A 26,426-nucleotide genomic window follows, 5' to 3' on the forward strand; every position below is an offset into this window, starting at 1 on the left:
GTCGATCCCGGCGGGCACCGTTCGTGTAGACAGAAACGTCCCTGTTCGTGGAAGGAGACACCCCGCATGCCGTTCACCGACGAAGAGATCGCCTACCTCCGCTCGCAACCGCTCGCCCGGGTGGCGACGCTGTCCGGCGACGGCCAGCCGGATGTGGTGCCGCTGGCCTTCGAGTTCGACGGGACGCACTTCTGGATCGGCGGCGCCGGCGAGCAGGTGCTCGGCACCAGGAAGTTCCGCAACATCGGGGCGGGCAACGTCAAGGTGGCGCTGGTCGTGGACGACATGGTGTCGTTCGACCCGTTCATCGCGCGCGGGGTGCGCGTCTACGGCGTGGCCGAGGGCCCGGTGGAGCGGGTCGGCCTGGTCGGGCCGGGCGTGTACGCGCGGGTCACGCCGACCGTCTCGTGGAGCTGGAACATGGCCGGGGAGCCGGTCGGCGACGACTGGTACGAGACGAGGCGCGCCGTGCACCCGTAGCTCAGCGGCCGGACATGACCGCCTGCCTGGCCCGCAGCGCGATCTCCAGCTCGAAGCGCACGTCGGGGTCGGCGAGCTGGTCACCGTACAGCTCTTCGAGCTGCCGCAGCCGGTAACGCACGGTCTGCGGGTGGACGTGCAGCTTGGCGGCCACCTCACCGGCGCCCCTGCCGTGCCGGAGCCAGGCCAGCAGCGTCTCGGCCAGCCGGTCCTGCTGCGTGGGCCGCAGGTGGGCCAGGGGCGCCAGGCGCACCTCGGCCAGCGCGCTGACCAGCTCCTCGTCCTTGAACACCACCAGCGTGGCCATGTGGTCCTCGCACCGCAGCAGCCCCCTGGGCAGCACGCCGCGCCGTGACAGGTCGAGCGCCTCCCCGGCCCACCGCAGCGACGTCTCGGCCGAGGCCAGCGGAACGGCGGGACCGATGGCCGCGCGGTGGCCGCGCAGGGCGTGCTCCAGCATCTGGGCCTGGCCGGGCCCGGCCGGGTCGGGCACCAGGAGGCAGGGCACGGTCCGGTCGGCGCCGGCGAGGACGTCGGGCGGCAGCGGGGGCACGCGGCAGGGGCCGTGCTGGTCGTCGAGGACCACGCAGGCGACGGTCCTGGGCAGCCGCCAGCCGGCCGCCTTGGCCAGGTCGGCGACGGCCTCCGCGCTCGCCGGCGGCCGGCTGAGCAGCAGGTCGAGCAGGCGGCCCCGGCGGCGCTCGATCTCGCCGGCGACGTGCGCCCTGGCCTCCTCGAAGCCCTCGGCGGCGGCGTCGGCGAGCTGGTCTAGGTAGACGAAGATGTCCTCGCCCAGCTCGTACAGGGACTGGGGGGACAGCCCGAGCGGTTCGGCGATCTCCGTCAGCCGCCGCCAGCCGACCCGGGCGCCGAGCCGCATCGCCGCCTGCAGCGGCTCCAGGTTGCGGCCCTCGGCCGCCTCTCCCTTGCCGATCATGCGGAACGGCTCGGGGTCCCAGGAGGCGTCCGGGCGCTCGATGCGGTCGAGAAAGCCCTCGATGGCCTGCTCGACCGCCATCCGCACGACCTTGATGTAGATCTCGTCCGATGGCCGGGCGTATTCGGGGATGCGGGTCTGGATCTCCTCGATCACCTCTTCGGAGACCCGGCCGATGCCCGACCTGAGCGTTCGTACGATGTCCGCGGGTGTACGGCTTTCGCTGATGTCACTCTTGTTGGCCATCGTCCCTCCTGCCGCCATTGTGACCCAGGCAACAGAAGAATGTGTAGCAAGTGCTTGTTTCTTATCACTTCTGGAGGAAGGCGGCGAACTCCTCGACGTCGATCAGGCCGTCGCCGTCCTTGTCGAGCTTGAGCACCCCTTCCTGCGCGGCCTCCAGCGTCACGGGCTGGCCGAGCACCTCCATCAGCCGGACGAGCTCGACGGCGGAGATGCGGCCGTCCTTGTCGGCGTCGATCAGGTTGAAGGTGGTCGCGTAATCGCTCATGGGTCGCCCTTCCGCGTGATCTGATATCGCGTCAGACCTTAGTGGTGACATGTCGTAGCGCGTCGATGAATGCCATGACTTGTGGGCTCACATCCCCTTCGCGCCAGGCAATGGCCAGTTCCCCGGGAGGCAGCCCGGTAACCGGCCGGTACGTCATACCCGGTCTCTTGTACAGCATGGCGTTCCCCTCCGCCACCAGCACCACCCCGAGCCCGCTGGTCACGGCCTCGAACACCTCCTCAGGTGTATTGGCGGTGACCCCGACGACCGGCGCGTCCTCCCGCGCGTCGAGCCCGAGCCAGAAGTCGCGCAGCGGCCCCGCCGCCGGGGGCAGCGCGATGAACGGCTCGTCGCGCAGCGCCGCGAACGGGATCTCCGCCAGCCCGGCCAGCGGGTGGTCGGCGGGCAGCGCCACCCCGCGCCGCTCGGTCGCCAGCACGTACGTCCGCAGCCCCGGCGGCACCGGCAGCCAGATGAACGCCACGTCGGAGGACCCGTCGGCCAGCCCGCCACTGGGGTCGTCCCAGCCGACCAGCCGCAGCGACACCTCCCACCCCGGCATCGCCGCCCGGAACCGGCGCAGAGCCTCCTGCTGCAACCCCCGGCCCACGGCCGTCTGCATCCCGATCACCAGCGTGCCGGTGGGCGCCGCCGCCCGCGCGCGCTCGACCCCGGCGTTCCACTGTTCGAGCAGGTCACGGGCGACCGGCAGCAGCACCGCACCCTGCCTGGTGAGCACCACCCCGCTCGGCACCCGCTCGAAGAGCGGGAACCCGAGCTGCCGCTCCAGCACCCTGAGCTGCTTCGACAGCGCGGGCTGGGAGACGAACAACCGCTCTGCGGCCCGCGTCACGTTCAGCTCCTCGGCCACCGCCACGAAATACCGCAACTCACGCAGATGCACGTCCATAGCCACTGGTTATAGCAAAGGGTCTTGGACCCGGAGCCGGCCCGCGCGGCAGGATCGCACGCATGAAAACACGCACACTTGGCAGCTTGCAGGTTCCCGCCATCGGTTTCGGCGCCATGGTGTTGTCGCCCGGCGTGTACGGCGAGGTGGACGACGCCCGGGGCGAGGCGGCGCTGAAGTCGGCGCTCGACGCGGGCGGCACCCATGTGGACACCAGCGACGCGTACGGCCCGAACGGCCACAACGAGCGCCTGGTGGGCCGCGCGATCAAGGGCCGCAGGGACGAGGTCGTGGTGGCCACCAAGTTCGGGCTGGCGGTCCCGGAGGGCGAGCCGAGCCGCTCGTACCCGGTCGGGTACGCCTTCGGCGAGCTCCGGGTGAACGCGGAGCCCCGCCTGGTGCGCCGCTACGCCGAGAGCAGCCTGCGCAACCTGGACACCGACGTGATCGACCTCTACTACGCCCACTATCCCGACCCGGGCGTCCCCATCGAGGAGACCGCCGGCGCGATGGCCGAGCTGGTGCGCGACGGGCTGGTCAGGCACATCGGGTTGTCCAACGTGACGGCCGCCCAGCTGAGGGCGGCGCACGCGGTCCACCCGGTGGCGGCCGTGCAGAACGAGTGGTCGATGTGGCGCCCGGTGGACGCCGGCCTGCTGGCCACCGCGCGGGAGCTCGGCGTCGGGATCGTGGCCTGGAGCCCGCTGGGCAACGGCTTCCTGACCGGCACGGTGCAGGCGCTCGGGGAGGGCGACTTCCGGCACAACGCGCCCCGCTTCTCGGCCGAGAACCTGGCGGGCAACAATGACCGCTACGCCCCGATCAGGGCGCTGGCCGCGCAGCTCGGCATCTCCCCGGCCCAGCTCGCCCTCGCCTGGCTCCTGCACCAGGACGAGCACGTGGTGACGATCCCCGGCAGCCGCACCCCGGCCCACATCGAGGAGAACCTGGCCGCCGCCGACCTCACTCTCCACCCGGACACCCTGGCCCGGATCGACGAGGCCCTGGCCACATTCGAGGTGAGCGGCGGGACCCTGCTCTAGATCGGCTCTAGATCCCGGTGGGGAGCCTGCCCCGGACGGCGGTCGCCAGCCAGACCGTGGCCAGCCCGGCGTACATGCCGAGCAGCGCCACGGCCGGCGCGGAGGTGGCCACCGAGACGGCGATGGCCACCGCGAGCAGGCCCGCCCACCCGTACAGGACCGCCCGGCGACGCGCCGATCCGGTGTGCGCGGCCTCCTGGGCCGGGGTGACCAGGGCCATGACCGCCGCGCCGGCGGTGGCCACCGCGTCCTGGCCGAGCGCGAGACCCAGACCGAGCAGGGCCGCACCCGCCACGGCCAGGCCGCAGCACAGCACGGCCACCCGTGCCTCGACCCCCTCGAACAACAACCGGGTGGTCCTGGCGCGGGCCAGCCGCAACGTGGTCCACGACTCGGCCACCCACGCCACCCAGTGCAGCACCGCGAGGATGACGAAGACCGCGATGACGGGCGGAACGGCGGGCAACAGGAAGATCAGCCGCCAGCCGCCGGGGAACCTGCCCCGCAGCCGCGAGAGCCGCCGGTAGAGCGGGTTGCGCTGCTTGAGCGCCGCCACGAGCAGGTCCCTGGCCTGCCCGAAGCCCGGGTCCAGCCGGAGCACCTCGCGGAACGCCTCCGCCGCCCGCCGGGGATCGCCGAACCTCAGCGCCACGCGGCCGTGGACGAAGTGCGCGGTGGGGCTCTCCGGATCGAGCTGCACGGCGTGCGCGGCGGCGGCCTGGGCCTGCCCGGCGTCGCCGAGGTTCGTGCAGGCCAGCGCCAGCAGGCTCACCAGGTCGGAGTCCTGCGGATCGATCCGCAGGCCGCGCCGGGCGGCGTCGGCCATCCCGGTCCACTCGCCCTTGATCATGTGTGTGCGGGCCAGCAGCTCCCAGGTCGGGGCGTACTCGGGCTGCAGGTCCAGGGCCGTGTGGATGGCGGCCATGGCCTCCTCGGGCCGGCGGGCGCGGTAGTGCACCTGGGCGGCGGCGTAGTGGGGGAACCACTGGTCGGGCGCGAGGCGTACCGCCTCGTGGGCCTCCTCGACGGCCTCGGCCACCTGGCGCTGCTGGATCAGCGCGAGCGCCAGGAGGGCGTGGCCGGTGACGCTCTGCGGCTCCTGGGCGAGCAGGCCGCGCAGCTCCCGCTCGGCGTCGGTCGGACGGCGCAGCTGCAGGAGCGTGCGCGCCCGTTGGATCGGGTCGGCGACCTTCACCACTTGCCCTTGACCCAGGGCATCAGCTCGTCCCAGGCGCCGGAGTCGTTGGCGTGCATCACGTAGTTGCGCGCGGTGGCCATCCACTCCCTGACCGCCGTGGGCCGTACGGTGCGGGCGGCCGCCAGCAGATCGGGCGTGGACAGCGGGATGGGGCGGCCCGCGCTGATCGACTGCTGGAGCTTGGCCTCCACCGCCCGGTCCACGACGCCCTTGAGGTCGGCGCCGACGAAGTGCTCGGTCACCCGTGCCACCGCGTCGAAGTCCATCTCGGCCAGGGGCTTGTCGCGGCACAGGATGCGCAGGATGGCCGCGCGCGCCGCCTGGTCCGGCGGCGGCACGAACACCGGCTGGTCGAGGCGGCCGGGGCGGCGGAAGGCGCCGTCCACGTACCAGGGGGCGTTCGTGGCGGCCAGCACCAGCACGCCCTCGTTGGCGCTCTGGTCCACGCCGTCGAGCTCGGCCAGGAACTGGTTGACGAGCTGCCGGGTGTGCGCCTGGCGCATGTCCGAGCGGCGCCCGGCCAGCGCGTCGACCTCGTCGAAGAACAGCACGCAGGGGCGGTTGCGGCGGGCCAGGTCGAAGGTGGCGTGCAGGTTGCGCTCGCTGGAGCCGACGTACATGTCCAGGATGTCGGCCAGGCCCACGTTGACGAACGCCGCGCCGAGCTCGCCGGCGGCGGCCCTGGCCAGGTGGGTCTTGCCCGCTCCCGGCGGGCCGTAGAGGAGCACGCCGCCGCCGGCCCGCTTGCCGTACGCGGCGAACAGGTCCGGCTGCTGGATGGGCAGCAGCAGCTTCATCCGCAGCGCCTCCTTGACCGCCTCCATGCCCGCCACGTCGGCGAACGTCAGCCCGGCGCGCTCCACCTCGCTGGTGCTCTCACGCGTGGCGGGCCCGCCCGCGACGGGCTGCTGCCCGGCCATCGCGGGCGCCGCGTACAGCGGAGGTGCCGCAGGAGATGCCGGAGGGGGTGGCGCGGAAGGGGGTGGCGGGGAGACCTGGGGCGGGGAGGCCGCAGGAGGTGCCGCAGCGGGCGGCCACGGGGAGCCGGGGCCGCCCGGGGTCAGCCGGGTGGCCAGCTCGGCGTCGACCAGGGAGGCGTCCCGGTTGATCGCCTCGAAGTACCGGTAGGCCGCCCGGCCCATGTCGCCCTCGCCGATCAGCGCCCTGGCCGCCAGGATGCCGAGCCGGGGCGGGTAGCCGGGCTCGGCCAGCAGCGGTTCGAGCGCCGCCAGCGCCGGTCCGTAGGCGCTCTGCCGGACGAACGCCTCCGCCAGCCCGGCCGTGAGGTCCGGGTTCTTGGGCGCGAGCACGAGTGCGGCGCGGAACTCGGCCTCGGCGTCGGCCAGATAGCCCTTGGCCAGGAGCAGACCGGCGAGGTGCTGGCGCAGGGGAAGGTTGTCCGGAGATAGACGCGCCGCCTCGCGGAGCGCCTGAAGGCCGGCATCGTCTGACACGTGCCGTTCCCTTCTGTCGCAGTTTCGGTCATCTCGAACTACGCAAGATACCGAAATTGACGATGCTCGTGTCGCGCGTAACGGAGCATTCCACTCCGACATATGCCCGGCGGGTTTCAGCCGGTCCGGAACAGCCGCAGGCGGTCCTCGCCGATCCGCGCGCGCAGCTCGTGGTCCTCGATGCCGAGGCCCTCCTCCGGGGCCAGGGCCAGCACGCCGACCTTGCCCACGTGCCGGTTGAGCTGCACGGCGCGGGTCGCGTCCGCCGCCTCGGTCAGCGGGTAGACGGTGGAGAGCGTGGGGTGGACCAGGCCGAGCGAGATGAGCCGGTTGACCTCGTGGCACTCCTGGTAGTTCGCTCCGTGGGAGCCGATGATCCGCTTGAGTTTCATCCACAGGTGGCGGTTGTCGTACTCGTGGGCGTACCCGGTGGACGACCCGCACGTCACCACCGCGCCGCCCCTCCTGGCGACATAGACCGAGGCGCCGAACGTCTCCCGGCCCGTGTGCTCGAACACGATGGCCGGGTCCTCTCCCACCAGCCGCCTGACCTCGGCTCCCAGCCGCCGCCACGCCTTCTCGTCGCCCAGGTCCTCGAACTGCGAGCGGTCCACGACGTGCGGGCAGCCCATCCGGCGCAGCAGCTCGGCCTTCTCCGGAGAGCTCACGACGCCGACGGGGATGCCGCCGCCGTTGCGGACGAGCTGCACGCCGTACCCGCCGAGGCCGCCCGTCGCGCCCCACAGCAGCACCACGTCGCCCTGCTTCATCCGCGCGCCGCGCTCGCCGACCAGCATCCGGTAGGCGGTCGAGGCGCACAACATGTTGCAGGCCGCCTCCTCCCAGCTCAAATGGCGGGGCTTGGCGAGCAGCTGGGTGGCCTTGACCACGGCGAAGTCGGCCAGGCCGCCGAAGTTCGTCTCGAAGCCCCAGGCCCGCAGGTCGGCCGCCAGCATGCCGTCGTGCTGGACGACCGGGTCCTCGGGGTCCACGTAGGCGGGGCTGGTGACCACCCGGTCGCCGGGGTGCCACCTGCGTACCGCCGCGCCGGTCCGGACGACCACGCCCGCCGCGTCCGAGCCGAGCACGTGCGTCGGCAGGTCGTGCCTCGGGTCCGTGCGCCCCAGCCGCTCCAGGAACGCGAACGTCGGGATCGGCTCGAACATCGCCGACCACACGGTGTTGAAGTTGATCGCGCCGGCCATCACCGCCACCAGGACCTCGTCCGCGGCCAGCTCCGGCATGGGCACCTCGCCGACGTGCAACGTCCTGCGCACGTCCTTGTCGGCGGCGCCCTGCTCGAACGTGCCCACCTCGTCCTTGCGCAGGTGGGCCGCCCGGTAGGTCGCGGGCACGTCCAGGCGCTCCAGCTCGGCGGGTGCCGCGCTCGCGACCACTGCCTCTGCCAGCGTCATAGCAGTCCTCTCAGGTGCTCGGCGATGACCTCGATGTGCGGGGGATCGAGCAGGTCGAGGTGGTGCGATCCAGGGATCTCGACGATCTCCAGGTTCGCGCTGTACGGGGCGAAGCCCCTGGCCGGGTCGCCGTCGTGGGCGTAGCGGGGGTCCCGTACGGCCCAGGGGGTGGGATCCGTGGAGCGGTAGAGGACGACCCGGCCGTCGTACGGGGCCGGGCGGTGGCGTTCGAGGGCCCTGGTGTCCTCGTGCGAGGTGAGCTGGTGGCGGAGGATGGGCGCGGGCAGCACGTGGAGGGCCGCCGACAGCCTGGCGCGGACGAGGTCCGTCCGGGCCGGCTCGTCCAGGTCCGCGAGCTCGGCCGGGTCGAGGCGCACGGCCACGCCGTACGTCTTGCGGAGGTAGGCCGCGAAGTCCGCGTAACGCCGGGCCTCGATCCCGCGCCTGGCCGCTTCCGGCACCGGCTCGGGCAAACCCGCGTCGATCATGGCCACCAGCTCGACCTCGCCACCCAGCCGACCGGCGATCTCGAACGCCAGGACGCCGCCGAACGACCACCCGCCGACCCGGTACGGTCCCGGCCCCGTGCCCTTGATCGCCGCCACGTAGCGGTCCGCGCGCTCGTGGATGTCACCGGCGCCGTCCAGGCGTTCGAGGCCGACGACGGGGACGGGGAGCCGGTCGGCGAGCAGCGCGTACACGCCGGTGGTGCCGCCGGCGGGGTGGGCGAGGAAGAGCGGCCGTCCGGTGGTGACCGCGTTCAGGCGGCGCAGGCTCTCCCGCCCGGCCTCCGCCTCGTCGAGAGCCCGTACGACGTCCGCGAGCCCCGCCGCGCTGACCGGGCCCGGCTCAGGCGGCGGGATCGGCCTGCCCAGCTCGCGGCTCAGGAGGTCGAGGGCCCGCGTCACGACGCCGGGCGCGACGGGCTCCGTGACGGAGGGCTCGCGCCCGAGGAGCCCGGCCAGCACCCGCACCACCTGCCGCTCCGCCGCATCCCTCGCCCCGACGCCCCCTGCTCCGACGTCGCTCTTCCGGGTGTCCCCCGCCCCGACGCCCTCCGCCCTGACGCCCTCCGCCCGGATGTCCCCCGCCCTGACGCCCTCCGCCCGGATGTCCCTAGTCCGGATGTCCGGCGCCCCGTCCGGCTCGGTCCCGCCGCCGTCCCGATCCGGCGCATCCGCCGCCGTCGCGGCACCCTCCCGGGCCGGGACCGCCGGTCCCAGGCCGGTCTCGACCATCCGCACGAGGGTGCCCACGGTGGCGCCCGTGAGCAGCGGCGCGGTCGGCACGGTGACGCCGAGGTCGTGCTCGATCATGCCTCGCAACCGGGTCGCGGCCAGGGAGTCCAGGCCCAGGTCGGTCAGCACCGTCTCCTCGCCCAGCCGGTCTGCCGCCACCCCCAGCACGACCGCCACCCGCTCCTTGACCGCGGCCGGCGCCTCCCCAGGGACCGGCGCGGCGAGACCCCGGGGAGCGGCGAGGTCCCGGACGGGGGCGAGGCCCCGGGCGCGGCCGGACTTCCCGGCCTCCTCGACTGCGGCGGTGAAGTCGGAGAAATACGGTATGCGGGATATTTCGGGAAAGACAGCAGCCGCCTGCCCCGCATCGACCTTCACCACCCCCGCCGACAACCCCCGCTGGATCAGCGCCTCCAGCGCCTCGATCCCCTCCTCCGCCGTCAGCGGCGTCACCGCGGGCAGCGCCCCGGCCGCCGTCCCCGCCCACGGCCCCCACGCGATGCTGATCCCGGGCAGCCCTTCGGTCCTGCGCAGCTCGCACAGCCCGTCCAGCCAGGCGTTCGCCGCCGCGTACGCCGCCTGCCCCGGGGACCCGAGCAGCCCGGCCGCCGACGAGAACGCCACCCACCAGTCCAGGTCCAGCTCCCTGGTGGCCTCGTGCAGCCGCAGGCCGCCGTCGACCTTGGCCCCCCACACGCGATCGAGGCTCTCCGGATCCAGGTCGTCGATCAGCCGATCGTCCAGGACCCCGGCCGCGTGGATCACGCCGCGCAGCCGTACCCCTCCGGCCGTCGCCGCCGCCACCAGCCGCTCCGCCGTACCGGGCCGGGCGAGATCACCCGTCACCACCTGCATGACCCCGTCGGCGGGCGAGCCGGAGCGGGCGTTCAGGATGACGCGGGTGGCGCCGCGTCCGGCCAGCCAGCGGGCGGCGAGCCGGCCGAGATGGCCGGTCCCGCCGGTGATCACGTACGCCCCCGGACCGGCGACCGGGGTCGGGCGGGCAGGTGGGAGCGGGGCGCGGCGCAGGCGGGCCGAGTAGCGGAGCCCGCCGCGCCAGGCCACCTCGTCGCCCGTTGCACCGTCCCCCGTGCCGTCCCCCGTGCCGTCCCCCGTGCCGCCCGACGTGCCGCCCGACCTGCCGCCCGACGTGCCGTCCGACCTGCCGCCCGACCTGTCGCCCGTCGTGTCGCCCGATGTGTCGCGGGACAGCTCCGCCGCCAGGTCGGCGAGGTCGTCGAAGTCCACGAGCGTGACGCGGGCCTCGGGACGTTCCAGGGCGAGGACCCTGACCAGCCCGCGCAGCGCCGCCGGACCGGGATCGGGCCGCTCCCCCTCCAGCACGGCCTGCGCCCGCTCGGTCGCGATCGTGACCCGCGCACCCCGGGCGACCAGCCCGGCGACCTCCAGCAGCACCCGCCGTGCCCCGGCCGGGTCGAGGCTCCGGGGAGGCAGCACGAGCACCGACTCCGCTCCGGGCCGGACGGTGAGCAGGGAGTGGAGGCGGGCCGCCCGCGCATCCCCCTCATCGGCCAGGATGAGCCATGCGCGGGACGAGCCCGCCCCCCGGGGTGACTGCGGAGCCCAGGCGCGTACGACCAGCTTGGCGTCCAGCGTGGCCGGGGCGGCGGCCTGGGGCAAGTTCGCGGTCTCGGCACCTGAGAAGGCCCCGCTCACGGCCACGTGCCGGATCCGCTCCAGCCCGGCGGGGCCGGGGGCGGCGGGGGTGAGCCCGGCCGTGCCGTACACGTGCCAGACCCCGGCCGCGTTCTTCGCCGAGAGCGAGAAGGCCGTGCCCGTCAGGGTGATCGTCACCTGGGCGGGGAGCGGGAGCAGCGCGTGCAGCGTGACATCGTGCAGCTCCGCCTCCTCGTGCACCTCCCCGGCCAGCGAGTGGAGGAGCCCGGCCAGCGCCTCGACCCGGAGCAGCGGCCCGCCCTCGACGGTGGTCGTCCAGGCGTGTCCGGTCGGTGTCTCCACGTGCCGGCGACGGGGAACGGCGGCCGCCCAGTGGCGTACGTGGTGCCAGGGTGAGTGCGGCACGTCCACGACGCGCCCGCTGGTACGCGGCGGGACGGCGGTGGCGGCGGTCGTCACCTGGGTGTGGAAGCCGCCCGTGGTGAGCAGCGCGGCCGGGGGGAGGGTCTCGCGGAGCGCGCCGGTCAGCAGGGGGCGGGGGCTCAGCTCGGTGAAGAGCGTGAAACCGTCCTCGGCCGCCGCGCGCACGGCCTGCATGAGGCGTACGGGGCGGCGCACCCCGGCGGCCCAGTACGCGGCCTCGAACGCCGGCGCCTCCCGGGGGTCCTCGAAGACCGTCGAATAGTACGGCAGGCCGGGCTTCCCCCCGGCGACCGTGGCCAGCTCCTCCCTGAGCACCGGCAGCAGCGGCCTGACCTGCGGCGAGTGCCCCGCACCCTCGGCAGTGAGCGTCCTGGCGAACAGCCCCCGCCCCGCCACCTCCGCCGCGAACTCCGCCACCCGCCCCGGATCTCCCGTGACCACGCTCTGGCGGGGCGCCGAGTACACGGCCACGTGCAGGTCGCCGGGCACCTCGTCCGCCCCCACCGCCACCACGGCCATCGCGCCGTCCCCGCCCAGGCCGCCCAGGAGGCGGGCCCGCGTGCAGATGACCTTGACCGCGTCCCGCAGCGGGAGCCCGCCCGCCACCACGGCCGCCGCCACCTCTCCCATGGAGTGCCCGATCACGGCGGCCGGCTCGAAGCCGTAGGCCCGCCACAGGTTCGCCAGGGCGAGCTGCGCGGCGAAGGTGATCGGCTGGATCGCGGCGACGCCCTCGGGGGCCGGGTCGTGGAGGTCCGTCCCGGACTCGGCCGCCAGCAGCGGTGCCAGGGTGTCGATCGTGCGCCGGTAGGCGGGCTCGGTGTCGTAGAGGTCGAGTGCGGGCGGGCGGGGGCTGTAGCCGCCGAACACCCATACCGGGCCCTTCGCCACCCCCTCCAAGGGCCGTGGCCCGGGCCGGAGGTCGCGCAGCCGCTCGGCCAGCTCCTGCGGGCTCGCGGCCGCCACGGCGGCGGCCACCCGGCCCCGTCCCGCCCGCCTGGCCAGGGTGTGCGCGACATCCCGGAGGCTCGCCCCGAGGGGCCGGCCGCCGAGCGCGCGGGCCCCGGCCTCGGTGGCGTCCGCGAGCACGCGGGCATGGTGGCGGACCCTGGCCTCGGTGGTGTCGGTGAGCAGGAAGACGTGCTTGGCTGTGGCAGTGACGGCGGCGGGGCGCGGTGCGGCGACGGGCGGCAGGCCGTACGCGTCCACGACCACGTGCGCGTTCGTGCCGCCGAACCCGAACGCCGACACCCCCGCCCGCGCGTCGGGCCTGGGCCAGGGCGTCGGCTCGGTGACGACCTGGAGCGTGTCCCACGGGATGTACGGGTTCGGGTGGCGGAAGTGCAGGCTGGGCGGGATCACCCCGTGGTGCAGGGCGAGCACGGTCTTGATGAGCCCGGCGATCCCGGCGGCGGCCTCCAGGTGGCCGAGGTTCGTCTTCGCCGAGCCGAGCAGCACCGGCGTGCGGACGGCGGCGGCGATGGCGCGGGCCTCGATCGGGTCGCCGAGGAACGTGCCGGTCCCGTGGGCCTCGACGTAGTCCGGCCCGCGATCCGCGTACACCTGCCTGAGCAGCGCCTCCTGCGCCTCCGGGTTGGGCGCGACGAGGCCGTTGGAGCGGCCGTCCTGGTTGACGGCGGTCGCGCCGAGCAGCGCCAGCACCCGGTCCCCGTCGCGGACGGCGTCCGCCAGCCGCTTGAGCACCACCACCCCGCACCCCTCGGCCCGCACCATCCCGTCGGCCGAGGCGTCGAACGCCTTGCAGCGCCCGTCCGGGGCCGTGCCGCCGCCCCGGTCGAAGGCCACCGTGACCACGGGCGACAGCAGCAGGTTCACCCCGGCGGCCAGCGCCAGGTCGCATTCGCCGGCCCGCAGGCTCGATGCGGCCAGGTGGGTCGCGACGAGCGAGGAGGAGCAGGCGGTGTCCACGGCCAGGGAGGGGCCGCGCAGGTCGAGGAGGTAGGACAGGCGGTTCGGGGCGATGCCGGGCGAGGCGCCGGTGGCCGTCCAGGCGTCCACGGAGGCCAGGTCTGAGGCGGTCAGGTACGCGTACTCGTTGCCGGAGATGCCGGTGAACACCCCGGTACGCGTCCCGGCCAGCGACCTGGGCGCGATGCCGCCGTGTTCGAGCGCCTCCCATGCCGTCTCCAGGAGCAGCCGCTGCTGCGGGTCCATGGCCGCCGCCTCGCCCGGCGCGATGCCGAAGAACTCCGCGTCGAACCCGGCCACGTCGTCCAGGAACCCTCCGTGCCTGGTGGTGCCCGCCAGCACCGCCCCGGTGCGCGCCGACCCGTCGTCGAACGCCTCCCACCGCCCCGCCGGCACCTCGCCGACCGCGTCGCGCCCCTCGATCAGCAGCTCCCAGTACGCCCGGGGCCCGTGCGCGCCGGGGAACCGGCAGCCGAGGCCGACCACGGCGACGGGCTCGCCGGGAGCGGGGGCGGCCCGTACCGGGGGATCCTCGGGGGCCAGCACCCGGGCCAGCCGGTTGATCGTCGGGTGCTCCCACAGAAGCGTCGGGCTCAGCTCCCGGCCCAGCAGCCCGGCCAGCTCCCCGGCCACCGCCACCGCCTCGCGCGAGGAGAGCCCGTACTCGCCCAGCGGCCGATCGGGATCCACGTGCTCGCCGAGCCGCTCCACGAGGAAGCGGCGGATCTCGTCCGCGCCGGGTACGTCCATGGATCACTCCCATGCATCCGGGGTGATCGGCCAACCTACCCACCCGTCCGGGGCGAGAGGCAGGCCCGGACGGAACATTCCTCGGCCGGGTTTTGTCACCGGAGTGATGATTTATCCGGCAGCGCGCAACAAGCGCCGGGTTTCGTTGCCGGAGCTCATAGCCGCCCGCCGCCGCACCGCCTAGCCTCGCCTGCACCCACAGCGAAGGGCATCCGACCATGCGTGGCTTGCTGGCACTGGCGACGACGCTGCTGCTCGTCGTGTCCGGCCCCGGGGTCTCCCCCGCCCGAGCCGACCCCGACTGGTCCATCGTCCCCGACGGGGAACCGTCCCCCACGGGACCGCCGGCGACCTCTCCGCCCGCCCGGGACACCGGCCACCTCCCCTGGCAGAAGGCGCTGCCCGGGACCGCCCGCGTGGTGCGCGAGCGCCGCCTCGACGCCCGAACGCTGGACGTGCTCGTCTCCTCGCCGTCGGTCGGCCGCCTGCTCCCGGTCCGCCTGCTCCTCCCCCGGGGCTGGTCGAAGACCGCCAGGCGGACGTGGCCGGTCCTCTACCTGCTGCACGGCGGCGCGGACGACTACACCTCGTGGACCCGCATGACCGACATATCCGCCTTCACCAAGAACCTGGACGCCATCGTCGTCATGCCGGAGGCCGGCCGCGCCGGCAACTACTCGGACTGGCACAACGGCGGCAGGGGCGGCCCGCCGTCCTGGGCCACGTTCCACACCTACGAGGTGCGCCGCCTGCTGGAGATCGGCTACCGCGCCGGAACCCGCCGCGCGATCGCGGGCCTGTCGATGGGCGCGTACGGGGCCGTCAAGTACGCCGCCCGCAACCCCGGCATGTTCCGCTTCGCCGGCGCGTACAGCGGCATCCTGGCCACCCGGCTGCCCGGCATCCCGGCGATCATCATGAACGCGCAGGCCAGCGAGAAGCAGGACCCGCTGGCGCTGTGGGGCCACCCCAAGCGCGACAAACGGGTCTGGGCCGCGAACGACCCCATGGCCCTCGCCGCGAACCTGAAGGGCGTGCGCCTCTACCTCTCCAGCGGGACCAACAGCTTCAACGGGCCGCTGGACCCGCCCGGGTCGCCGTGGCATCCGGCGCACCTGGGCGAGCCCGTCTCGGCGTACACGGGAAAGGCCCTGAGCAAGCGGCTCAAGCAGCTCGGCATCCCGCACACGCTGCACCTGTACGGCAACGGCACGCACACCTGGCCGTACTGGATCCGCGAGTTCAAGAACTCGTATCCGATGATCCGCGAAGCTCTGCGGGTTTGAGCGCGACCTACGGGACGTCGAACCTCTTGCGGTTCCTCGCCCCGATGACCTCGATCCCCTCGGTGCCGAGGACGCCGTCGAGCGGCAGCGACACCGTGTAGGGGGCCGTGGCCGGGAGGCCGACGCCCGGCAGCGAGCCGGTGACCTCGATCCCCCAGTGTTTCGGCTGCCTGATGTAGACCAGCGGGGACAGGACATCGTCAACTCGGGCGTCGGGCAGATCGACGCGTACGGGGCCGGCAAGTACGCGATGGTCACCGAGGGCAGCTGGAACACCAAGAGCTACTGGGCGCTCAAGGACGTGAAGTCGGCCCTCGCCCCGACCCCGGTCGGGCCCATCGGTAAGCGGGCGAGCCTGTTCAACGGCCTGGCCGACAACATCTCGGCGAGCACGGACAACCCCGAGGCCGCGTGGGCGTGGGTCAAGTTCCTCGGCTCGCCGGCGTGCCAGGAGGAGATCGTGGCCAAGGAGGCGACTGTGTTCCCGGCCATCAAGACCGCTACGGCCAAGGCCGAGCAGGCGTTCGCCGCCGCGGGCATCGACGTCAAGCCGTTCACCATGCACGTCCAGGAAGGCACCACGCACCTGGCGCCGATCGCCGACCACTGGGCCGACGTCACGGCCACCATGACGGAGACCATGGACTCGATCTTCTCCTTCAAGAGCGACGTCAACGCCCTCGACCAGGCCAACGCCACCGTCAACGGCCTCTTCGGCTGACCCGCCCGCGCCGGAGTACGGCGGGACACGCGAAAGGGGCCGGACACCGCCGCTCAAGCGGTGTCCGGCCCCTTCCGGGCAGCCCGGGTTCAGGAGGTGTGCAGGTAGACCTGGCCGAACACCTCGGACAGGTTCTTCAGGTCAGTGGCCATGTCCACCTCGGGGTTGGCCGGGTCGTAGATGGTGGCCAGGCGAGCACGGATCGAGCCGAGCTTCTTGAGCTGGTCCCAGGTGACGTTCGCCGCCCACTTCTCGCCGTACACCCGGTTGACCTGCCCCTGGTCGGTCTGCCAGCGGCTCCACAGCGTGACCGTCTCGGCGGCGTCGTTCTGCAGCGGGGTGGCGATGCGCTCGGTGATCGCCTTGGTGGCCTGCTCCTCGTTGAGCTTGGCGGCCCCGGTGGCGGCGAAGGAGGCGTCCTCGGCGGCGATTTGCGCGTAGGCGTCCCAGGAGCGGGCGCGGACCTGGATCCACTGGTTGCGCTGCGCCTCGGCGGCGTCGATCTTCCAGGTGGCGTACTCGGTGGCCAGGTGGCCGTTGTCGAGCGCGAGCTGGTCGATGTACCCCTTGTTCAGCCAGGCGCCGATGCGCTCGGGGTCGAGCAGCGGGTACTTCTTGGTCATCTCGGCCTTGCAGGCGTCGTTCGCGCCACAGCCGAGCAGCGGCACCACCGTGTGCGCGGACAACTTCTTGCCCGGCAGCAGCGCGCGCAGCGCGGTCGTGGTCTCGACGACGAACTTCTCCAGCTCCTCGGCCGTGGCGAAGGTCTGGTTGTAGCCGAGCTGCGAGGTGAACCTGACGCCCACGACGCCGGGCTGCGCGGCGGCCAGCGCGGCGATCTTCTTGGCGGCCTCGGCGAGCTTGCCGTCCTTGTAGTCGTCGGCGAGCTCGGTCTCGATCCAGACGCGCATGGTCGTCTGGGCGACGGCCTGCGCGGCCTGGCCGGCCGGCGTCTCCTTGGCCGCGGTCTTCTCGGCAGCGGTGATCTCGCTCGGGTCGACGTAGCACTGCTCGCCGTTCTGGCACTCCGGCGTGCCGCCGTCCTCGGCGCCGGGCACGTCGGGCTCGCCGACGTCGTGCATCTCGCCGTCACCCTCGGAGTCGGTGGGGCACTCGTTGCCCGGCTCGCTGCAGTCCACCGTGATCGGGTTCTGCGGGCCGGCCTCGATCATGTGCTGGCCGTCGTTCTCGAGCCAGAACTTGGCGATGTCCAGGGCCTCTTCGGGCGTGGCCATCCAGCGGCAGACGACGTACGCCGGGGTGTCGGCCGACATCAGGTCGTTGCAGCTCCTGTCGTCGTCCTCCGACCAGGCGGGAACGCCGATGCCGAGGAGCGAGAGGGTGAGTCCGATGATGAAGACCTGCCGTAGCCGCCGTCTCATGGCACCTTACTTCCAGGGGGTGATCGCGGGCATATCGCACAATATCTGTACGATCAACAACGTTCAATGAGATCCATGGCGCTCTTCACGCCGTCCTCGACGCGAAGTAGCCGCCCCAGTTGAGCCGATTTTCTTTGATATTTCGGTACGGCCAGCAGCCGCGCGGCCAGCCCGTCCCTGCTCAGCACCCTGATCGGCAACGGCGCCGGCCCCGCCCCGAGCGCCGCCACCCTGCGCCCCCAGAACGGCTGATCGGAGAAGAACGGGCAAACAATGTTGGGCACACCTGACGCAAGCCCTGTTCCAGTGGTCCCCGCGCCGCCATGATGAACAACGGCCGCCATTTCGGCGAACAAAAGATCGTGCGCCACCTCACCCACCACCCGGACGTCATCGTTCTCCGTCACAGGCAGCCCCTGGACGACCCCCCGCATCCGCGCCTTCCGCAGGGCGGCCACCACCTCATCGGCCACCCGCTCGGGCGCCCCGGGCACCATGCTCCCGAACCCCACGAACACGGGCGGCGGCCCCGCCCCCAGGAAATCCTCGATCCCACCGAGCCACCCCGGCCTGCCGGTAGACGTGGCCCGGCCGCTCAGACGCCAGTAACCGGTCATGTGCACGTGCCCGGACCAGTCGGCGGGCCGGGGCACCACCAGGGGGCTGACCCCGCACAACACCGGCACCCGCGCCCGCCGGTCGGCCGCGAACGGGCTGCCGCGCATCGGCCCCAGCCCCAGGACGCCCGCCCGCAACCGGTTCACCATGCGGCCGAGCACCATCCAGCCGAGCCGCTCGACCAGGGCGTAGCTGGCCCGGTTCCCCAGCGGGCCCAGGGTCGCCCGGGGCACCAGGGGGTTCGGGAACTCGCGGGTCGGCTCGCTGGGCTGGAAATGCAGGATCCGGTACGGCATTCCGTACCGTTCGTGGAGATGCCTGCCGAAGGCGCCCAGGGCGGGGGCGAGGACCAGGTCCGCATCGGCGCAGGCGGCGTCCACCTCCTTGACCAGGACGGCGGCCAGCGGTTCGACGACGGTGCGCAAACCCCGTACGAATCCCAGGGGGCCGCTCGCCAGCCACCGCCGCCCCGCCTCGCTCTCCGTCACCGCCAGGGGATCCACGCTCATGGGGGCGAACGTCACACCGGGACCGCCCAGCCCCGCGTACCGCCCGGCGGCGACGAGCGTCACCACATGCCCCCGCCCGGCCAGCCCCCGGGCCAGCGCCGCACAAGGCTGCACGTCCCCCCGCGATCCGATCCCGAGCACGGCTACCCTCACGCCGCCACCGGCCTCACGGGAAGGGCCACGGCATCCCTCATGGCAGGGCCACCAGGCTGACCAACGCCCCGACCAGCACCAACCCGGCCGCCACCAGCAGCCCAGCCGCGTACCCGGCGGCGAACCCACCCCCGGCCTGCACGACCACCCCGACCGCAGCAATCCCGAACAGTCCCGAAATTTCACGACTCACCGAGAAGATGCCGCCCGCCACCCCGGCCCTCGACTCCGGCACGGCACCCAGCACCGCCGACCCCAGCGGCATGGTCAGCGCCGACCCCACCCCGATCGCGCATACGGCGGGCAGCAGCCGCCCCCACCCGTCCCCCGTCTGCAGCGTGGCGGCCAGCGCCATGCCCAAGGCCACGAGGACCAGCCCGGCGGCCACCGTCCGCCCGGCCCCCAGCCGCCGCTCCACCGCCGGCGCCAGCGGCGTGACCAGCACCACCAGCAGCGCCAGCGGCACGAACGCCATCCCGGAGGCCGTGGGCGTGAACCCCAGCACGCCCTGCAGGAAGATCGCGGTGTAGAAGAACACCCCGTTCACGCCGAGCCCCCAGAGCACCTGGGCGACCACCCCGCCGGCGAAACTCCGCGCCGCGAACAGCCCCAGATCCACCATCGGCTCGCGGGCCCGCCGCTCGGCCACCGCGAACACCACCCCACCCCCCGCACAGGCGACCAGCCCGCCCACGACGACCGGCGACCCCCACCCGTACTCGCCGCCGTGGATCAACGCGAACGTCCCCGCCGCCAGGAACACCACCGACCCCGCCGTCCCGGCCCGATCCACCCCCCGCCCCGCCTCGGAACCACCAACTCCCGCCGGAACAGCCACGGTGGCCAGCCCCATGACCACCGCCCCCATCGGCACGTTGACCAGGAACACCCAGCTCCAGTGCACGTGCTGGCTGAGCAGCCCGCCCACCACGGGCCCCAGCGCCAGCGCCGCCGCCCCGGAGGCCATCCACACGGCCACCCCCATGGACCGCTGCCGCTCCTCCCGCCCGGCCAGCATGGCCAGCGTCGCAGGCAGGACCAACGCCGCCCCGGCCCCCTGGACGAGGCGGGCGGCGATCAGCACCTGGATCGACCCGGCGAGCCCCGCACCGAGCGAGGCCACCGTGAACGTGCCCAGCCCCGCCAGCAGCACCCGCCGATGCCCGTGGACGTCGGCCAGCCTCCCGCCGGCGAGCATGAGGCCCGCGAAGGTCAGGATGTACCCGGTGGCGACCCACTCCAGGGCGGTCAGCCGGGCGCCGAGGTCGCGCTGGATGCTGGGGAGCGCGACGGTGACGACCGTGTTGTCCAGCGTCGTCATGAACCCGGCCAGGCCGGTGACGACGAACAGCGGCCAGACCCCGGCGGGCCGCCGCACTCGGGTGACGGCCAGGCTCACTCGTCCACCTCCACCCAGGTCCACCCACCACCGGGCCGGGCCCGCACCACCCTCGTACGCCCCCGCCCCACCCGCACCCACCCGGGCCGCTCCCCGGCCGGCTCGACGGCCTCCCGTGGATCGGCGGGCAGAGGAACGGGATCGGTGTCCGCCCCGAAAACGGCCGGCCGCCCTTTGAAGGTCACCACCGGCGACTCCCCGGGATCCCGCCACGCGCCCTCCACACCGGCCGGCGTCCGGGGGGTCCTCCGGTCGTGAGAAGTTCGCGCACCCGCGGTCGGCGCCGCATCCGGCAGCGCCTCGGACGCGAACGGCACCGACGCAGGCGGCGGGGCGGCCTGGGGCGGGGCGCTCGCACGCGACGCCGCACTCCGCGATGCGGTGGCGCCAGGCTGCCCCGGCGCAGGCAGCGCCGCGCGTGGTGGCGAGGGTGGGTGCCCGGACGGGGAATGGGACGGGGACGGGCGGCGCGGCGGGGATCGGTGGAGGGACGGGTCACTGAGAGCGGACTGGTCGCGGGAAGCGGACGAGGCGCGGGGAGGGGACGGCAGGTGAGGTGGGGACGGCGGGCGGGGAGGGGACGGGGGGTGGAGGTCGATGTGGTGGTGGAGGCGGCGCCACGATCGGGGCAGCCACCAGTTCGCCCCGCCCAGCAACCGCATCGACGCCGGCACCAGCAGCCCCCGCACCAGCGTGGCGTCCACCACGATCGCCACGAACATCCCCACCCCCAGCAGCTTCACGATCGTGATCCCCGCCGTGGAGAACGCCCCGATCACCACCAGCAGCAGCAACGCCGCGCTGGTGATCACCCCGCCCGTCTGCTGCAGCCCCGCCGCCACGGCCGCCGTGTTGTCCCCCGTGCGCAGCCACTCCGCCCGCACCCGCGACAGCAGGAACAGCTCGTAGTCCATCGAAAGCCCGAACACCACGGCCAGGATGAGCACGGTCACGGTCGCCTCGATGGACCCGGTGGAGGTGAACCGGAGCACGGAGGCCAGATGACCGTCCTGGAAGGCCCACACGATCACCCCGAACGAGGCGCCGATCGACAGGACGTTCATCAGCAACGCCTTCACGGGCAGCACCAGCGACCCGAACGCGGCGAACAGCAGCACCCACGTCACCGCGCACACCACCAGCGCCATCCACGGCAGGGTCGCGAGCAGGCTGTCCTGCAGGTCCAGCTGCGCGGCGGTGGCCCCGCCGACCACCACCCGGCGCACGTTCGGCTCCAGCGTCATCGCCCGGATCGACCGTACGAGCGAGCGGGCCTCGTCCGACATGGGATCCCGGTCGTAGCGCACGGACAGCCGCACCGCGCCGCCGTCCTGCGCGAGCCCGGCCACGTCGACCCCCGTGACGTGGGGCAGCCGCTTCAGCCGGGTCACCAGGGGCCGGACGTCCACGGGGCTCACCGGCGTGACGGCGCTGATCGGCGTGTGGCCCTGGCCGAGCGGCCCGGGGACGGCGGGCTCGCCGGTGAAGGTGCGTTCGACCAGGACGTGTACGTCGATCGGCGACATGGCGTTCCTGGCGAAGTCCCGATCGAGCGTCTCGGCCACCCGGCGGCCCTCGGAGGCGGCGGGCAGCACGCGGTGGTCCACGTTCCCGAACTTGACGTGCAGGAAGGGCACCGCCAGCGAGACCAGCACCACGGTCACGACCACGAGGTACAGCAGCGGCCGCCGCATCACGCTGGAGGCGACGGCGTGCCACACCCCGCCGCCTTCCCGCCGCCCGAAGTCGGGCGTCAGGCGCAGGGCCTTCACGCGGGGCCCGAGTATCCCCAGGACGGCGGGCAGCACGACCAGCGCGGCGCCCATCGCGACCAGCACCACGGCCGCCGCTCCGAGCCCGATCGAGCGCAGGAACATCTGCGGGAACAGCAGCAGCCCCAGCAGCGCCGTGGCCACCGTCAGCCCGGAGAAGGCCACGGTGCGCCCGGCGGTGGCCATCGTGCGCACCACGGCCTGCTCGTTCGAGGCCCCGCGCCCGATCTCCTCCCTGAACGCCTTGAGCACGAACAGCGAGTAGTCGATGGCCAGGCCGAGCCCGAGCATGGTGACGACGTTCAGGGAGAAGACGGAGACCTCGGTGACCTCGGTGAGCAGCCGTAACAGCACCAGGGCGCCGAGCACCGCGAGCAGCCCCACGAGCAGCGGCAGCCCGGCCGCCACCAGGCTGCCGAACACCACGACGAGCAGCACCAGCAGCACCGGCATGGAGATGGCCTCGGCGCGGGCGAGGTCGGCGGCGGTCTGGTCGTTGAGCTCCTTCAGCAGCGGCACCGCGCCGCCGACGGACACGTACAGGTTCTCGACGTTCCTGAGCCGCGCGGCTATGGCCGCGTACGCGCGCTGCTCGTCGCCTTTCAGCGTGACCAGCGCGTACGTCGAATGCCCGTCGCGGGACACCATCTCCTTCGCCCCGGTCGTCCAGTACGTGACCATCCGGCGCACGTGCTCGGCCGGCAACCGGCGCAGCGAGTCGTGCACGGCCCGCTTGTACCGGGGGTCGCGCACCTCGACCGAGGGGTGCCGGTAGAGGACGACCACGTCGGGGGCGTGGCCGCCGTACCACTGGTCGTTCCAGCGCGCGGCGGTCGTGGAGTCGGCGCGCGGGTCCTCGAAGCCGCCGTCCGCCATCCGCCCGAACAGTTCCAGCCCCAGCGGCACCACCAGGAGGGCCGCCGCCAGCGTCAGCACCAGCAGCGTCCACCTGCCGCGGTAGACCAGGCGACCCGCCCGCTCAAACAAGGGCGCCCTCCAGGTACGCCCGCAAGCACGCCCGCCGGGCGATCTTCCCGCTGGACGTCCTCGGCACGGCCCCGGCGCCGGTCAGCACGAAGTCATGCACCGATAGTTCGTGATATTTCCAGACCGCCGCGCGCACCGCCCGGCCCACCTCGCCGGCGTCCGCGTCCAGCCCGAGCCGCGACCGCTCGGCCACCACCACCAGCCGCTCCCCGGCCGACGCCACGCGGGGCTCCCCGGGCGGCTCGCCGGGTGGCTCCCCCGGCACCGCGAAGGCCGCGACCCGGTCCCGACGCACCGCCGGGTGCGCCTCCTGCACCGTGACCTCGATGTCCTGGGGATAGTGGTTGCGCCCGTCCACGATGACCAGGTCCTTGATCCGGCCTGTGACGTACAGCCGGCCGTCGTGCAGCACGCCGAGGTCGCCGGTGCGCAGCCAGGTCCCGTCCGCGCCCTCCAGCACCGCCCCGAACGCCTCCGCGCTGCGGCCGGGGTCCCGCCAGTAGGCGCGGGCCACGTTCGGCCCCTGCACCCAGACCTCGCCCACCTCCCCGTCGGGCCGCGCCCGCCCGTCCGGGCCGACGACGCGTACCAGCTGGCCGTGGGGGCGGCCGCAGGAGACGAGCGTGCTGCGCGGCCCCGGGCCCGAGGAAGGCACCGCCCGCCCGTCGCGCAGCGCGTCCCGGTCGAACGCGGTCACCACGGGCCGCTCGTCCCGTCCGGTCGCGGTCACGAAGACGGTGGCCTCGGCCAGCCCGTACGCGGGCGTGTGCGCCTCCGGCCGCAGCCCGCACCCGGCGAACGCCGCGTCGAACGCCTCGATCGCGCCCGGCCGCACCGGCTCCGCCCCGTTCAGCATGACCCGCACCCCGGACAGGTCCAGCCCCTCCTTCTCCTGGGGGCTGACGCGGGCTGCGGTGTACTCGTAGGCGAAGTTGGGCCCGCCGGTGAACACGTCGCCGAACTCCGACAGCAGCCGCAGCCAGCGCACCGGCCGCATGACGAACGCCACCGGATCCATGAACGCCGCCTGGTTCCCGCCCATCATCGGCATCGCCACGGTGGCGACCAGCCCCATGTCGTGGAAGAGCGGCAGCCACAGCGCCGCCACGGAGGTCCTGGGCCGCGCCCGGAACACCTCCCAGAGCTGGGTGGCGTTGGCCGTGAGGTTCGCGTGGGTGATCTCGACCCCGGCCGGCGCGCGGGTGGAGCCGGAGGTGTACTGCAGGTAGGCCAGGTCGCCGGGCCCGGCCGGCTCGCCCTCCCACTCGTCGGCGAGCAGGTCGGAGACGGTGTCCACGCAGAGCACGTGCTTCGGCGCCGGGGCGGTGGCCAGGAAGTCGGTGACGCCGGGCAGCGCGGCCGTGGTGGTCAGCACGACGAGGGGGCCGGCGTCGGCGTACGCCCCGGCCAGCCGCTCGGCGTGCCCCGGCAGCCCGGGGGCGAACAGCGGCACCGCGACCAGCCGCGCGTACATCACACCGAGCATCGCCACGACGTAGTCGAGCCCCTGCGGCGCGAGCACCGCCACCCGGTCGCCGGGCCCGGCCAGCTCGCGCAGCCGCACGGCCAGGGCCCTGGCCCTGAGGTCCGCGCCGCCCCAGGTGAGCGTCCGGCGGGAGCCGTCCCCGAGGTGGTCGACGAACGTGTACGCGGGCGCCTCAGGGATCTCCCGTGCCCACCGGGCCACCCGGGCGATCAACATGTCGCGCATGCCTGGTCCCCTCGCCGTCAGCAGGGACCTAGCAAATTACGGGAGAAGCAGTCGCGATTCTTGCCAAACACCGGCACATTCCGCGATCGGTCTTGTTGGCCGCGTGACAATAAATAAGCACACGACAACGGCCGCACGTTACGGCAGGATGATGGGGTTTGGCAGTTTTTCAGGGGGTTTGCGCCGGTGCACAGTTTTGTCAGCGATCTCGAGCTGCTCCGGGACCGGCGCTTCGCACTCCTGCTGTCAGCACGGACGATCTCCATGCTGGGCAGCGCGTTCGCCCCCGTGGCGCTGGCGTTCGCCATTCTCGACATGCCCGGGGCCACCGCCTCGACGCTGTCCGTGGTGCTCACCGCCGAGTCGTTGCCCATGATCCTGTTCATGCTGGTCGGCGGGGTGATCGCGGACCGGCTGCCGCGCCAGCGGGTGATGATGACCGGCGAGTTCCTCATGGCGGCCGCGTTCTTCGCGCTGGCCGCGATGCTGCTCACCGGCTGGACCCCGCTGCCCGCGCTGGTCGCGGCGGCGGCGCTGGCCGGGGTGGCCACGGCGATCACGTTCCCGGCGCTCACCGGGATCATCCCCGAGGTCGTCCCCGCCGAGCGGCTGCAGACCGGCAACGCGCTGCTCGGCCTGGGTGCCAACGCCTCGCGCGTGGCGGGTGCGGTGCTGGGCGGCGGCACGGTGGTGCTGTTCGGCGGGGGCTGGGCGCTGGTCGTGAGCGGCGCGATGTTCGCCGTGGCGGGCGTGCTGATCGCGCGGTTGCGCCTGCAGCCGGGTGAGCGTCCCCGTGGCGAGGCCCACTCGGTGCTGGGCGACCTGCGGGACGGCTGGCGGGAGTTCAGCTCGCGGCAGTGGATCTGGGTGGTGGTCGCGCAGTTCTCGCTGATGGTCATGGCCATCCAGGCCGGGCACGGCGTGCTCGGCCCGCTGCTGGCGAAGGAGTCGCTGGGCGGCCCGATGGCCTGGTCGGCGTTCCTGGTGGGCGAGGCCGTCGGGACGATCGCCGGCGTGCTGGTGGCGCTGCGGCTGCGCCCGCGCCGGCCGATCCTGGTGGCGGTGCTGCTCTGCCTGCCGACCGCGCTGCCGTACGTGCTGCTCGGGCTCGACTCGCCGCTCTGGGCGATCGTGGCCGGGGCCTTCGTGCTCGGCGTGTGCTTCGACGTGTTCGGCGTGCTGTGGCAGACGACGATGCAGCGCGAGGTCCCGGCCGAGTCGTTGTCGCGGGTCAGCTCGTACGACGTGCTCGGGTCGCTCATGTTCGGCCCGATCGGGCTGCTGCTGGCGGGGCCGGCGGCGGCGTTCTTCGGTACGGAGGAGTCGCTGCTCGGCTGCGCGGTCCTGGTCGTGGTGTCCACGCTGGCCGCGCTGCTGTCCCCGGGAGTGCGCAACCTGCGCGCGCCCCAGCCTCAGGCGGCCGCCCCGGCCGACCTGAAGTAGGCGTTGGCCCTGGGCTGGAACATCAGGGCCACCGCTCCCAGCACGGCCAGCACGTGCAGGATCCGACTCGCCGCGAAGGCCCATCCCACGGCGTCGGCCCCGGCCATGGCCTCGCCGATCGACCCGCCCGCCAGCAACCACTGGGCGGGCCCGACCACGAGCGAGAGCGTGCCGAACACGCCGAGCGTGCCGGCCAGGGTCCAGCGCGCCCAGTTCGCCCCCTCCTTCAGCCGCAGTGCCAGGTAGACCGCCCCGGCGAACACGGCCAGCCGGAACCCGGCGCCCGGCAGCAACTCCCCGAGCGCCGAGGTGCCCTCGTACAGCTCTCTGGCGATCATCAGCACGGCTTCGAACGCGCCGAGCGCGACCGCCGACAACCAGAGCATGGAGGCGGTGTGGACGACGGGCGGGGGCGACGGGTGCTCGGTCGGGCGGAGGTCGGTGATCGTGGTGGGACTCATGGCGGGCTCCTTCACGTGCGCGTTCGTCCTTGAAGTGTGCGCCGCGCACCCGGCCCGG

18 protein-coding genes are annotated in these 26,426 nt (G+C 73.5%); 5 read left to right on the forward strand and 13 right to left on the reverse strand.

Annotation, left to right across the window (positions count from 1 at the left end; translation table 11 throughout):
* The first annotated feature begins 66 nt into the window (after positions 1-66).
* The gene (locus AB0J69_RS14510; RefSeq protein WP_364116910.1) at positions 67-480 is read left to right on the forward strand and encodes a PPOX class F420-dependent oxidoreductase; all 414 of its coding nucleotides are present in this window, start codon (positions 67-69) and stop codon (positions 478-480) included.
* A 1-nt stretch (position 481) separates the two neighbouring features.
* On the opposite strand, the gene AB0J69_RS14515 is transcribed toward AB0J69_RS14510, so the two are convergent.
* From AB0J69_RS14515 to AB0J69_RS14525, 3 genes are all read right to left on the reverse strand, one after another.
* Positions 482-1,663, reverse strand: coding sequence for a helix-turn-helix domain-containing protein (locus AB0J69_RS14515; protein WP_364116912.1), 1,182 nt, complete (start codon positions 1,661-1,663; stop codon positions 482-484).
* A gap of 64 nt (positions 1,664-1,727) precedes the next feature.
* The gene (locus AB0J69_RS14520) at positions 1,728-1,928 is read right to left on the reverse strand and encodes an EF-hand domain-containing protein (protein WP_364116914.1); all 201 of its coding nucleotides are present in this window, start codon (positions 1,926-1,928) and stop codon (positions 1,728-1,730) included.
* Between the two features lie 31 nt (positions 1,929-1,959).
* Positions 1,960-2,838, reverse strand: coding sequence for a LysR substrate-binding domain-containing protein (locus AB0J69_RS14525; protein WP_364116916.1), 879 nt, complete (start codon positions 2,836-2,838; stop codon positions 1,960-1,962).
* Between the two features lie 86 nt (positions 2,839-2,924).
* Here AB0J69_RS14525 and AB0J69_RS14530 point away from each other — a divergent pair, with 86 nt between their 5' ends.
* Positions 2,925-3,881 carry an aldo/keto reductase gene (locus AB0J69_RS14530; RefSeq protein ID WP_364116918.1) on the forward strand — a complete coding sequence of 319 codons (957 nt, stop codon included), beginning with the start codon at positions 2,925-2,927 and terminating at the stop codon, positions 3,879-3,881.
* Between the two features lie 7 nt (positions 3,882-3,888).
* On the opposite strand, the gene AB0J69_RS14535 is transcribed toward AB0J69_RS14530, so the two are convergent.
* The 4 genes from AB0J69_RS14535 to AB0J69_RS14550 form a co-directional block, all read right to left on the reverse strand.
* On the reverse strand, positions 3,889-5,076 hold the full coding sequence (locus AB0J69_RS14535; protein ID WP_364116920.1) for a tetratricopeptide repeat protein: 1,188 nt from the start codon (positions 5,074-5,076) through the stop codon (positions 3,889-3,891).
* Positions 5,073-6,533, reverse strand: coding sequence for an AAA family ATPase (locus AB0J69_RS14540; protein WP_364116922.1), 1,461 nt, complete (start codon positions 6,531-6,533; stop codon positions 5,073-5,075). The genes AB0J69_RS14535 and AB0J69_RS14540 overlap by 4 nt, the downstream gene beginning before the upstream one ends.
* Before the next feature lie 116 nt (positions 6,534-6,649).
* Positions 6,650-7,948: a crotonyl-CoA carboxylase/reductase gene (gene ccrA, locus AB0J69_RS14545; RefSeq protein WP_364116924.1), complete on the reverse strand. Its 1,299-nt coding sequence runs from the start codon at positions 7,946-7,948 to the stop codon at positions 6,650-6,652.
* Positions 7,945-13,926 (reverse strand): beta-ketoacyl synthase N-terminal-like domain-containing protein, encoded by a 5,982-nt coding sequence (locus AB0J69_RS14550; RefSeq protein WP_364116926.1) that lies wholly within the window; start codon positions 13,924-13,926, stop codon positions 7,945-7,947. The genes ccrA and AB0J69_RS14550 overlap by 4 nt, the downstream gene beginning before the upstream one ends.
* 218 nt (positions 13,927-14,144) lie before the next feature.
* Here AB0J69_RS14550 and AB0J69_RS14555 point away from each other — a divergent pair, with 218 nt between their 5' ends.
* Both AB0J69_RS14555 and AB0J69_RS14560 read left to right on the forward strand, forming a co-directional pair.
* Positions 14,145-15,212, forward strand: a complete 1,068-nt coding sequence (locus tag AB0J69_RS14555; RefSeq protein ID WP_364116928.1) for an alpha/beta hydrolase family protein — start codon at positions 14,145-14,147, stop codon at positions 15,210-15,212.
* Positions 15,213-15,369: 157 nt separating this feature from the next.
* Entirely contained in the window at positions 15,370-15,933 is a 564-nt protein-coding gene (locus AB0J69_RS14560; RefSeq protein ID WP_364116930.1) for an extracellular solute-binding protein, read from the forward strand.
* Between the two features lie 89 nt (positions 15,934-16,022).
* Here the strand turns inward: AB0J69_RS14560 and AB0J69_RS14565 are convergent, their stop codons facing one another.
* Genes AB0J69_RS14565 through AB0J69_RS14585 form a run of 5 tightly spaced genes read right to left on the reverse strand, consistent with a single transcriptional unit; the run spans position 16,023 to position 24,464 of the window.
* Positions 16,023-17,315, reverse strand: a complete 1,293-nt coding sequence (locus AB0J69_RS14565; protein ID WP_364116932.1) for a hypothetical protein — start codon at positions 17,313-17,315, stop codon at positions 16,023-16,025.
* Positions 17,316-17,368: 53 nt separating this feature from the next.
* The gene (locus AB0J69_RS14570) at positions 17,369-18,595 is read right to left on the reverse strand and encodes a glycosyltransferase (protein WP_364116934.1); all 1,227 of its coding nucleotides are present in this window, start codon (positions 18,593-18,595) and stop codon (positions 17,369-17,371) included.
* Between the two features lie 37 nt (positions 18,596-18,632).
* Positions 18,633-19,994, reverse strand: a complete 1,362-nt coding sequence (locus AB0J69_RS14575) for an MFS transporter (RefSeq protein WP_364116936.1) — start codon at positions 19,992-19,994, stop codon at positions 18,633-18,635.
* Positions 19,991-22,753, reverse strand: coding sequence for an MMPL family transporter (locus tag AB0J69_RS14580; RefSeq protein WP_364116938.1), 2,763 nt, complete (start codon positions 22,751-22,753; stop codon positions 19,991-19,993). The genes AB0J69_RS14575 and AB0J69_RS14580 overlap by 4 nt, the downstream gene beginning before the upstream one ends.
* The gene (locus AB0J69_RS14585) at positions 22,746-24,464 is read right to left on the reverse strand and encodes a fatty acyl-AMP ligase (RefSeq protein ID WP_364116940.1); all 1,719 of its coding nucleotides are present in this window, start codon (positions 24,462-24,464) and stop codon (positions 22,746-22,748) included. The genes AB0J69_RS14580 and AB0J69_RS14585 overlap by 8 nt, the downstream gene beginning before the upstream one ends.
* Positions 24,465-24,650: 186 nt before the next feature.
* Between AB0J69_RS14585 and AB0J69_RS14590 the strand changes: the two genes are divergently transcribed.
* On the forward strand, positions 24,651-25,907 hold the full coding sequence (locus tag AB0J69_RS14590; RefSeq protein WP_364116942.1) for an MFS transporter: 1,257 nt from the start codon (positions 24,651-24,653) through the stop codon (positions 25,905-25,907).
* Here the strand turns inward: AB0J69_RS14590 and AB0J69_RS14595 are convergent.
* Positions 25,877-26,368: a hypothetical protein gene (locus AB0J69_RS14595; protein WP_364116944.1), complete on the reverse strand. Its 492-nt coding sequence runs from the start codon at positions 26,366-26,368 to the stop codon at positions 25,877-25,879. The genes AB0J69_RS14590 and AB0J69_RS14595 overlap by 31 nt on opposite strands.
* Positions 26,369-26,426 lie beyond the last annotated feature (58 nt).

The organism is Nonomuraea sp. NPDC049709 (assembly GCF_040674815.1).
Classification (GTDB): Bacteria; Actinomycetota; Actinomycetes; order Streptosporangiales; family Streptosporangiaceae; genus Nonomuraea.